The 10,643-nt window shown below is 31.3% G+C and carries 12 protein-coding genes; 7 read left to right on the forward strand and 5 right to left on the reverse strand.

What is annotated here, in order from left to right:
• Positions 1–95: 95 nt before the first annotated feature.
• Positions 96–347 carry a type B 50S ribosomal protein L31 gene (locus tag QZ260_RS02870; protein WP_295982517.1) on the reverse strand — a complete coding sequence of 84 codons (252 nt, stop codon included), beginning with the start codon at positions 345–347 and terminating at the stop codon, positions 96–98.
• A 123-nt stretch (positions 348–470) separates the two neighbouring features.
• Between QZ260_RS02870 and QZ260_RS02875 the strand changes: the two genes are divergently transcribed.
• The 7 genes from QZ260_RS02875 to QZ260_RS02905 all read left to right on the forward strand — a co-directional run bounded on the left by QZ260_RS02875 (position 471) and on the right by QZ260_RS02905 (position 7,379).
• Positions 471–875: a DUF4199 domain-containing protein gene (locus tag QZ260_RS02875; protein WP_295982519.1), complete on the forward strand. Its 405-nt coding sequence runs from the start codon at positions 471–473 to the stop codon at positions 873–875.
• A gap of 51 nt (positions 876–926) precedes the next feature.
• Entirely contained in the window at positions 927–1,877 is a 951-nt protein-coding gene (locus QZ260_RS02880) for a glycosyltransferase family 2 protein (RefSeq protein ID WP_295982522.1), read from the forward strand.
• Positions 1,878–1,976: 99 nt separating this feature from the next.
• Positions 1,977–3,707, forward strand: a complete 1,731-nt coding sequence (locus tag QZ260_RS02885; protein WP_295982523.1) for a phospho-sugar mutase — start codon at positions 1,977–1,979, stop codon at positions 3,705–3,707.
• Positions 3,707–5,536 (forward strand): ABC transporter ATP-binding protein, encoded by a 1,830-nt coding sequence (locus QZ260_RS02890; protein ID WP_295982525.1) that lies wholly within the window; start codon positions 3,707–3,709, stop codon positions 5,534–5,536. Before QZ260_RS02885 ends, QZ260_RS02890 begins: the two co-directional genes overlap by 1 nt.
• Positions 5,537–5,828: 292 nt before the next feature.
• Positions 5,829–6,371 (forward strand): RNA polymerase sigma factor, encoded by a 543-nt coding sequence (locus QZ260_RS02895; RefSeq protein ID WP_295982528.1) that lies wholly within the window; start codon positions 5,829–5,831, stop codon positions 6,369–6,371.
• Positions 6,372–6,415: 44 nt separating this feature from the next.
• The gene (locus tag QZ260_RS02900; RefSeq protein WP_295982530.1) at positions 6,416–6,922 is read left to right on the forward strand and encodes a hypothetical protein; all 507 of its coding nucleotides are present in this window, start codon (positions 6,416–6,418) and stop codon (positions 6,920–6,922) included.
• A 13-nt stretch (positions 6,923–6,935) separates the two neighbouring features.
• Complete coding sequence (locus QZ260_RS02905) at positions 6,936–7,379, forward strand: sensor of ECF-type sigma factor (protein ID WP_295982532.1); 444 nt, start codon at positions 6,936–6,938, stop codon at positions 7,377–7,379.
• Positions 7,380–7,393: 14 nt separating this feature from the next.
• On the opposite strand, the gene QZ260_RS02910 is transcribed toward QZ260_RS02905, so the two are convergent.
• The 4 genes from QZ260_RS02910 to QZ260_RS02925 all read right to left on the reverse strand — a co-directional run bounded on the left by QZ260_RS02910 (position 7,394) and on the right by QZ260_RS02925 (position 10,531).
• Positions 7,394–8,440, reverse strand: coding sequence for an oxidoreductase (locus tag QZ260_RS02910; RefSeq protein WP_295982533.1), 1,047 nt, complete (start codon positions 8,438–8,440; stop codon positions 7,394–7,396).
• A gap of 71 nt (positions 8,441–8,511) precedes the next feature.
• Positions 8,512–9,177: an SCO family protein gene (locus QZ260_RS02915; RefSeq protein ID WP_295982535.1), complete on the reverse strand. Its 666-nt coding sequence runs from the start codon at positions 9,175–9,177 to the stop codon at positions 8,512–8,514.
• Positions 9,178–9,190: 13 nt separating this feature from the next.
• Positions 9,191–9,667 carry a hypothetical protein gene (locus QZ260_RS02920; protein ID WP_295982537.1) on the reverse strand — a complete coding sequence of 159 codons (477 nt, stop codon included), beginning with the start codon at positions 9,665–9,667 and terminating at the stop codon, positions 9,191–9,193.
• A 93-nt stretch (positions 9,668–9,760) separates the two neighbouring features.
• Positions 9,761–10,531, reverse strand: a complete 771-nt coding sequence (locus QZ260_RS02925; protein ID WP_295982538.1) for a YHYH protein — start codon at positions 10,529–10,531, stop codon at positions 9,761–9,763.
• Positions 10,532–10,643: the final 112 nt, after the last annotated feature.

The raw sequence follows: 10,643 nt of genomic DNA on the forward strand, positions 1-10,643 counted from the left end.
TATCTCAGAACTAATGATTGAAAATAGATTCATGTAAAAATAAAAAAGCCTTTCTACAGTAGAAAGGCTTTTTATAAATATCTTTTAGTCTAAACTTATTTTTTAAATTTAGCGTATTTAGTTTTGAACTTATCAATACGACCAGCTGTATCTACTAATTTAGATTTACCAGTGTAGTATGGATGAGATGTTCTAGAAATCTCCATTTTTACTAATGGGTATTCAACGCCATCAACTTCAAGAGTTTCGTTAGTATCTGCAGTAGACTTTGTTAAAAATACATCTTCGTTAGACATATCTTTAAACGCTACTAATCTATAATTTTCTGGGTGTATACCTTTTCTCATCGCTAAATGCTTTTTAATCTTTACAATTTTAGAAATGCAAATTTAAGTGTTTTTTATAAATTAACAATAAAATTTTATTCTTTTTTATTTAATGTATTTTTGCTTGAAATTTATAATCAAATAATGGAAACAAAAGAACAAATTTTAAAACCCATAGCATATACGTTTGGGTTGTTTTTAGGCTTAGTTATTATTTTATCTTTAATTATTGAACCCTTTATAGCTCAGAAAATTATATTTAGCATTCTAAGTTTTTCTGCTACATTATTGGTCTTTATAACGGGAATTAAAAAATTCAAAACTAAAAACGCAAATAAAATATCCTTAGTAGACACCATTAAAATAGGACTAGCAATCGCAGTAATAGGCGCTTTAATAGCTGCCCTATATACCTATGTAAATTTAAACTACATAACCGAACAAACAACATCGAATAACTACAACTACGCTATGCTAATAATTAGAACACTTTCTGTTGGCCTCATTATTTCTTTAGTAACTGGTTTAATCGTTAAAAACGAACGCTAACACTTCAATTAATTTCAGTATTTTTGAGTATTATTTTTGAAACTATTCTAAATGCATATATCTGTAGTCATACCACTTCTCAACGAAGAAGACTCTTTAACAGAATTACATGATTGGATTGCAGAAGTTATGCAGTCCAACCATTTCACATACGAAATTCTTTTTATTGACGATGGTAGTACAGATGGTTCATGGGACATCATATCACAATTATCCACAAAAAACAACCACGTAAAAGGTATTTGTTTTTTAAAGAATTTTGGTAAATCCCAGGCACTTCATGCAGGATTTGAAATCGCTAAAGGCGATGTTGTAATTACTATGGATGCCGATTTACAGGACAACCCTGATGAAATTCCAGAACTTTATAATATGATTGTGAAAGACGGATTTGATTTAGTTTCAGGTTGGAAGAAGAAACGTTACGATTCAGTTATTTCTAAAAACTTACCATCTAAATTATTTAATTGGGCAGCAAGAAAGACTTCAGGAGTTAAACTTCATGATTTTAACTGCGGCCTTAAATCCTACAAATTAGATGTTGTAAAAAACATTGATGTTAATGGCGAAATGCATCGTTATATCCCTGTGCTTTCAAAAAATGCTGGTTTTACAAAAATTGGCGAAAAAATAGTTCAACATCAAGCCAGAAAATATGGTGAAACAAAATTTGGTATGAATCGATTTATACATGGATTTTTAGATTTAATAACCATTTGGTTTTTATCTCACTTTGGTAAACGCCCAATGCACTTATTTGGAGCTTTAGGTTTTATAGTATTCGCCATCGGATTTGCTTTTGCTACGTACTTGGGAATTGATAAACTGTTTTTAAATCCAGCTGGTAGACTTATTACTCAACGCCCACAGTTCTATATTGCACTTTCTACAATGATTATAGGAACACAGTTTTTTGTTGCTGGATTTTTAGGCGAACTCATTTTACGCAATAAAACAGACAAAAAAAGGTATTCAATTAAAGATGAATTAAATTTAAGTTAGAATATATCAAAAATGATTTCATTTGTTTCAAAATGGTGACTTTTTGAAACATATTCTTTCACAATTGATTACTTTTGCTATCTATATCTTATAAAACTTATGATACACATTGAACCAAAAATTTTAGATAGAATAAATGCGTGGTTAACTCCCGCTTTTGATGAAGAAACACAAACTATTATAAAAAATAGTATTGCTAACAATCCAAAAGATATTCAAGAAAGTTTTTATAAAGATTTAGAGTTTGGAACTGGCGGTATGCGAGGTATCATGGGTGTAGGAACAAACCGTATAAATAAATACACCTTAGGTAAAAGCACACAAGGTTTAAGTGATTATTTGCATAAATCATTCCCTAACGAAACTCCAAAAGCAGTTATTGCTTACGATTGTAGACACAATAGTAAATCATTAGCAAAATTAGTTGCTGATGTGTTTTCTGCAAATGGCATCGAGGTGTTTTTATTTGAAGATTTACGAGCAACTCCAGAGTTATCGTTCGCTGTGAAGCATTTAAACTGTCATTGTGGTATTGTTTTAACTGCGTCACATAATCCGCCAGAATATAATGGATACAAAGTGTATTGGCAAGATGGCGGACAATTAGTTCCTCCGCATGATGATGCTGTTATTAATATGATTAATGCTTTGGAATATGCTAATATTAAATTTCAAGCAAATAATGATTTCATTCATTATATAGGGAAAGAGGTTGACGATGTTTTTATTGATGCTTCTGTTAAAAATGGAGATGTTGGCGCTACCCAAGCGGCAAAAGATAATTTAAATATTGTATTCACTTCTCTTCACGGAACGTCTATTACTGCGGTTCCAGAAACTTTAAAACGTGCAGGCTACAAAAATGTCAATTTAGTTAAAGAACAAGAAAAACCAGATGGCGACTTCCCAACGGTAGCTTCACCTAATCCAGAAGAACCAGCTGCACTAAAAATGGCCTTGGAACTTGCAGAAAAGGAAAACGCTGATATTGTAATAGGTACAGATCCTGACTGTGACAGATTAGGCGTTGCAGTTCGAAATTCTGAAGGTAAAATGCAATTACTTAATGGTAACCAAACCATGGTAATGATGGTGGCTTTTTTATTAAAAAAATGGAAATCGGAAGATAAAATTAAAGGTGAAGAATTTATTGCAACTACAATTGTTTCTACACCTATGATTAATAAACTTGCTGAATCATATAATGTTGAAAACAAAATTGTATTAACAGGTTTTAAATGGATAGCTAAACTTATTGAAGATTTTTCAGAACTCAATTTTATTGGTGGTGGTGAAGAAAGTTTTGGGTTTATGGTTGGAGATTTTGTTAGAGATAAAGACGCTGTAACCTCTACTCTATTAGCTTGTGAAATTGCAGCTATAGCAAAGTCAAACGGTAGTTCTTTTTATGAGGAACTTGTCAAACTATATGTAGAACATGGTTGTTATAAAGAAAAATTAGTTGCAATTACTAAAAAGGGAATTGAAGGTGCAGAGGAAATCAAGCAAATGATGATTGATGCTCGCGAAAATCCATTAAAAATAGCAAATGGCTCTAAGGTTGTAAAGATTGAGGATTACAATCTATCTATCTCAAAAAATATGATTACTGGAGTAAAAACTAAAATTGATATTCCAAAATCTAATGTTATCATATATTACACTGAAGACGGCAGTCAAGTCGCTTTAAGGCCAAGTGGTACTGAACCTAAAATAAAATTTTATGTTAGTGTTAATACAGAACTAAAAACTGTAGACGACTATATTGATGTAGAATCTAAACTTGATGCTAAAGCTGATGCTATTTTAAAAGACATGAATCTCATTTAATGAGCCATTTTACTAATATATTAAAATACGCCAAACCGTATAAAAGATATGCTATAGGGCATATTATTGCCAATGTGTTTTTTGCCTTATTTGGTACGCTTTCTTTTGTAGCTTTAATGCCAATGCTTACCGTGATTTTTGAACAAGACAAACCGGTTCCTTCAATTAAGCCTGTGTATACCGGTATGATGGAACTTGGTGATTTGGCTGAAAATTATTTGGCCTATCAAATGAATCAGTTTACTGGTGGCGATAATTCTAAAGCATTATTATTTGTAATTGGCTTAGTAATTGTTACTTTTCTACTAAAAAATATTGCAGGTTATTTAGCAAATTATTTCCTTGTTTTTTTAAGAAATGGTGTTATTAGAGATCTTAGAAATGCTGTTTATAAAAAAACAATTGAATTACCTCTATCCTATTTTTCTGAACAAAGAAAAGGAGATATTATGGCGCGCGTTACTAGTGACGTTCTTGATTTACAATATTCCTTCTTATCTGTTTTGGAGCTTCTTATTAGAGAACCTTTAACTATTATTTTTGCAATAATAGCCATGCTTATATTAAGTGTGGAACTCACATTATTTGTTTTTATTTTCATCCCAATTACTGGTATTATTATTTCAAGAATTGGAAAGAGTTTAAAACGAAAATCAGACCGTGTACAAAAGGAACAAGGGATGTTTTTATCAACACTAGAAGAAACTTTAACGGGTTTACGCATTATAAAAGGGTTTAATGCTGAAGAGAAATTCAATGAGAAATTTCAGGAATCAACAAATCGTTTTTATCATTTCTCAAACAAGCTTTTGAACCGTCAAAACTTAGCATCACCCACTAGTGAGTTTCTTGGGATATCTGTTATTGCTATACTTTTATGGTATGGCGGAAATTTAGTTTTAAGCGGAACCTCTACACTAGATGGTCCTAAATTCCTTGTCTACATGGGCCTAGCCTACCAAATATTAACCCCTGCGAAAGCTATAAGCCGGGGACTTTATAATATTAAGAAAGGTGGTGCTGCCGCTGAACGAATTCAGGAAATAATAGACACTGAAAACCCAATAAAAGATATATCAAATGCGATTATAAAAGATAGCTTTGATTCCGAAATACAATTTAAAAATATTTCATTTAAATATCAAAACGAATATGTTTTAAAAGACTTTTCATTAACCATTACAAAAGGCACAACTGTTGCCTTAGTGGGACAATCTGGTAGTGGTAAATCTACAATTGCTAATCTTATCACAAGGTTTTATCACGTTAACAAAGGAGAGATTTTAATTGACGGTATTAACATTAACAATTTAACTACAAGCTCTTTACGTCAACAACTTGGTATCGTAACCCAAGATGCTATTTTATTTAACGATAGTATTAAAAACAATTTAAAGCTAGGAAATGATGATGCAACAGATGAAGATATTATTGAAGCATTAAAAATTGCAAATGCCTGGGAGTTTGTTAAAGAACTACCCGAAAAGATAAACACCAATATAGGAGATGCTGGCGGCAAACTTTCTGGTGGGCAAAAACAACGGTTAAGTATTGCACGTGCAGTTCTTAAAAGCCCCCCTATAATGCTTTTAGACGAAGCCACCTCAGCTCTAGATACAGAGAGTGAACGTTTAGTGCAAGTAGCTTTAGAGAACATGATGAAAAACAGAACTTCAATTGTTATTGCACATAGGCTTTCAACCATTCAAAACGCAGATATAATAGTAGTTTTAAATAAAGGAGAAATTGTAGAACAAGGAAAACACGACGAACTTATTGCTAAAAAAGGGGTGTATCAAAAATTAGTAGATATGCAGAGCTTTGAATAAAACATCACGATATAAAATATTAAAAAAGGATAGAGACTTGGGGGTTCTATCCTTTTTTGTTTTTGTTAGACTTGGGGAAGACTAACAACATAAGTAGGTTTCTGGTACAAACATAAAGTATAAAAGCGTATCATACAAGAAAAAATACACTTAATCGTATTTAAATTACACTTAATCGATGTTTATTTACATAAACACCTAATTATCAATTATTTATGATTTGTCTGAAAATTAAAAAAAATCCCCTTAAACTTTTAGTATATTTATTAGTCTAAAGACTAAACAATTGTGTGTGATTGACGAAACACAACTATTAGAACAATTAAAATCTGAAGCCCATAAAAACCAAGCCTTTAAAGTGCTGCTAGAACTTTACAAGGAGCGCTTATATTGGCATATTCGTAATATTGTGAAGTCTCATGATGATGCTGATGATGTATTGCAAAATGCATTTATCAAGATTTTCAAAAACATAGATAACTTTAAAGGTGAGAGTAAATTATTCTCTTGGATGTACCGGATTGCCACAAATGAATCAATAACATTCGCAAACAAAAAAGCAAAACGTTTGCAAGTAACTAATGAAGAGGTCCAGCAACTTGCTATAAACAATCTTAAGTCTGATGTTTATTTTGAAGGAAATGATATTCAGATAAAATTACATAGCGCCATAGCCACCTTGCCTAAAAAACAACAATTAGTTTTTAACATGAAATATTTTGAAGATTTAAAGTATAAAGATATGTCTGAAATACTCGAAACTAGTGAGGGCGCATTAAAAGCATCATACCATATAGCAGTAAAAAAGATTGAAGCCTATTTAACTGATAATTAAACCTTTTTAATTCAAGTTAGTCAAATAAGTAGTAACAAAAATAAATGAAGAACAAAAAAATATATAATATTAAATCTGCAGGTTTTAAAATACCTAATGATTATTTTGAATCTTTTAATGACAAAGTTATTAGTAAATTAAATACTGAAAGCCCATTAGATACGATTAAAGAAACTGGCTTTAAAGTACCTGATAATTATTTTGACTCTTTTAGCGATACTATTTTAGAAAAGAATTTAGAAGGAAAAGAATCAAAAGTAATTCAGCTATTTAACAAACGAAACTTAATTTATGTTTCGAGTATCGCAGCTGCAATACTAATATTATTTAATCTTTCTATTTTTGATATTAAACCCACTTTTGATAATTTAGAAACTGAAACTGTTGAAAACTATATTATTGATGAGAATATAGGTTCTTATGAAATTGCAGCATTATTAAGTGATGAATATATTGAAGAAAACATAATAATTGACTATTCTATTAACGAAGATAACATTGAAGAATATCTATTAAATAATGCTGATATAGAAGCCTTAATGATAGAATAAAACATAAAAAATAATGAAAAAACTACTCCCCTTCATACTCTTGTTGTTTGTGTCATTAAACATAGCGGCCCAACATAAAAATAGAGAACGTATAAAAGCATTAAAGGCATCTGTAATTACTGAAAAACTTGACCTCACTGAAAAAGAAGCACAACAGTTTTGGCCTATTTACAATGCACATGAAAAAGAAACTTCTGCAATTAGATTTGAAGAAATTAAATCTATACGCATAGAAATAAGAGAGAACATCGAAAACATGACTGATAAAAAGGCCAACGAACTTTTAAAGAAACTCAGTAAGGCTGAAAATAAAATGCATAAATCACGTCTGGAATTTGCCAATAATCTTTCTGGTGTTTTATCGCCAAAAAAAATAATTCTTCTCAAAATAGCTGAAGATGATTTTAAAAAGAAAATGATGGCTGAGTTGAGAAAAAGAAAAAAAGGTAGAAATTAATTTTTTCTTTTTCCCTATTCTTTAAAAGTCAATTTAGCAATCCTTCCCGCACCAGCAGCATAAGCAATTGAATCATTAAGAAAACGAATGGCATAAAACCCTTCATCACTTATATGTTTCCATGTACTTCCAGAATCGTTACTGTAGTCTATGCCTTTAAAACCGTTAGCTACTAACTCCTTCCCATTTCTATTTGGAATATATTGGACACAACTTCGGTATCCAGGATTTTCGTTTTGTGCAACTAACTCCCAAGTCTTTCCACCATCACTTGTTCGTATTTTATTAGCCGCGTTGTCATCGGGTTTAGTATAGTCGCCTCCAAAAGCAAAACCATTAAGCGCATCATTAAAATCCATGGAATAAATCCCTTCAGTATCTTTTTCTTTAACTATTGGTGTATTAGTTACCTCCCAAGTTGCTCCTTTATCTGAAGAATAATAAACTCGACCTGCAGTAGTTGCTACCCAAGTGTAATCACCAATAATAGCAATGTTGGTATTACTAGCAGCAAAAGCACCTTCATTATCTAACCCTTTAGGCAAAACATCGCAAGATAATTTAGTCCAAGTTTTTCCGCCATCTCGAGTTATTATAACACTTAAACAACCATCAGTTGAATCTCCAATAGCGATTCCTTCATCATCATTCCAAAAATTCATGGAATCATAAAAAACCCCTTCACCCTCTTCCATATAAACCAGTTCCATGATGCCCTTATCACCTGTTTTATATAACAATGCAGGATTATCTATACTTAGTATAAAAAAATCGGTTTCGGTATGCGCTGCAGACCTAAAATGCAAATCTAAAGTGTCATGCTTTTGAATAGAGGTTTTCCATGATTGAGTTTGATTATTAAACAACCCAAAAACACCATTATTTGCAGCAAATGCTAAACTATTATCATTCATTATATCAATAGCTCTAATACTCAACAAAGAATCTTTCAATAAGATTTCTATTTCAACTTTAGAAAAATTCCTCGGCTTAAATATTTCCTTTTTTCCACAGGAAAACAAAAAAACAACTAATATTAAAGGTAGAATAAAACACTTCATGATCTTTACATTTCTATAAAAATAGAAAAACTGGGAGAATAAATAACTAAGGCTTTTCATCAAAAAAAATATCAATCAAAATAAATCTCTTGTTTCAAGATTTTTATATGGCGTTTTAATCGTTCAACATCAATTTCTAAAGTACCATTATAAACGCCACGTATAAAGCCTTGTTTATCAACCAAAACAAAATTTTCGGTATGTATAAAATTGCTCTCATCTTGAGTTTTGATAAAATCCTCATCAGCAAAATAGCCCGTTCTTGCAATGCTATAAAGAGCCCCTTTATCACCAGTTACTATATGCCATTTATTAGAATTTACATTATGTTTCAACCCATAATCTTTTATAACAGAAACAGAATCTTTCCATGGCATTACCGTATGCGATAGTAATTTTATAGTGTCATCATTTTTATAAGCCTCTTGCAAACTTGCCATATTTTTTGTGAGTTTTGGACAAATACCTGGGCAACTTGTAAAGAAGAAATCTGCTATGTAAATCTTATTTTTAAAAGTAGCATTGGTAACCGTTTCTCCATCTTGATTTATAAATGAAAATTCAGGAATTTTATGTTTTGGAGTATTCCATTCCGGTGTAAATTCTGCGGAATTGAAATAAGGTAAACTTGAAACTGATTCTTCTGTATGTTTCTCTTTGCAAGAGAAACATAATATTAAAATCAAAATTACCAGAGCATATTTCATTCCTCTGACATGAGTGATTCCTTCATTCATATGAATGATAATTTTATTCAATTTCATCTTTATTAACTGTTACGGTATAGCATTTCTTCAAACCTATAAGCCCAAAACGATCTCTATTCACTACTTCATAATTAGCCTTGATAGTGCCATCATATTTCCACATACGCTGACGCCCTAATTCTTTTCCAGCAAAATAATTAAAGTCTCTAAAAATTTGACCGGATTTATACCATTCTTTTACAATACCATGAAATTCTCCTTTTTTATTAAAATGATATTCAAACTTTTTAGTTCCATCATCCCACCAAGATTTATGAATACCTGTTTTAAAACCTTCATTATAAAAGCGTTCAATATACCTAAATCCAGTTACATCCCATTGCTTTTCATAACCGTGTTTTTTCCCGTCGACATATTCAATTTTAGATTTTGATTTTTTAGTTTCATAATAGGTAACTAATACACCACTAAAAGGAACTTCTTTATAAAACAAAACACCATTATCTAACTTCAAACTCACATCCAAAGCATCTATTATTTGTGAGGTTGGGGACGTATTACAATTAAAAATTATAAGATAAATAATGCAGATATGTAAAATTCTAAATTTCAATTAACGCGATATATTTCCTGGTGTTCCAAAATATCCATTACCATTAATATAGGGGTCTTGACTTGTGACATGATAGTGATAAATCCCATTAGGGAAATCGGGAGTAACAGATGTATGACCGTGGTAAATATCTAAATCAGCATTGGTAATAATCTCTCCATTTTCAAAAGGACCATAAACAGGAAATCCATCTGATAATAATCCTAAAAAAGCATCATCGCCAAATTGATCTGTTAAATAAGTAGGTTCTATATGGTAATGATATGTTGTCATAGCCGGATGACCCAACCACTGATCGAAAGAATTAATTTCGCCCGCTAATGGTGAATTCCCTGCTGCATATTGATTAAAAAACACAACACCATTTCTTGATATACCGATAGGTCCTAAACTAGTAGCTTGCTTAATTGTGGCTTCCTCTGGGTTTAATGTTATTGTAAAGACAATATTTTGTGCGCCGATTGAACCTGGGTTTTTATTCCAATTGTCATTATTTCCATTATAAACTTCATACAATGGATTACTTGCATCCCAGTAGGGACTTGTATGATTTGGTAAATCTGCAGTAGTAAAAGTTACGGTATTCCCATTAATAGCATATGATAAACCAGTCCCTTCAAATTTCGCAAGTATATTACTTGTATCGAAAGTAGCACCTGTTTTTACTTCTTCTTGCTCTTGTTCTAATCCCGAATCATCTCCATCAGCACATGCGGTAAGAATTAACATGGAAAGTAGGACGAACCTTAAAGAATATTTTAAATATTTCATAGTATTTAAGCGTTATATTATTAGCTTTTAATGTTTATAATTTCAGATTCCAAAGCTTCTTTTGCCATCTGAGCTTCTTCAGATAAAGGAAGACGGTTAGCATCTAATAAAT

Origin of the sequence: uncultured Algibacter sp. (assembly GCF_905480415.1) — a bacterium.
Lineage (GTDB): Bacteria > Bacteroidota > Bacteroidia > Flavobacteriales > Flavobacteriaceae > Algibacter_B.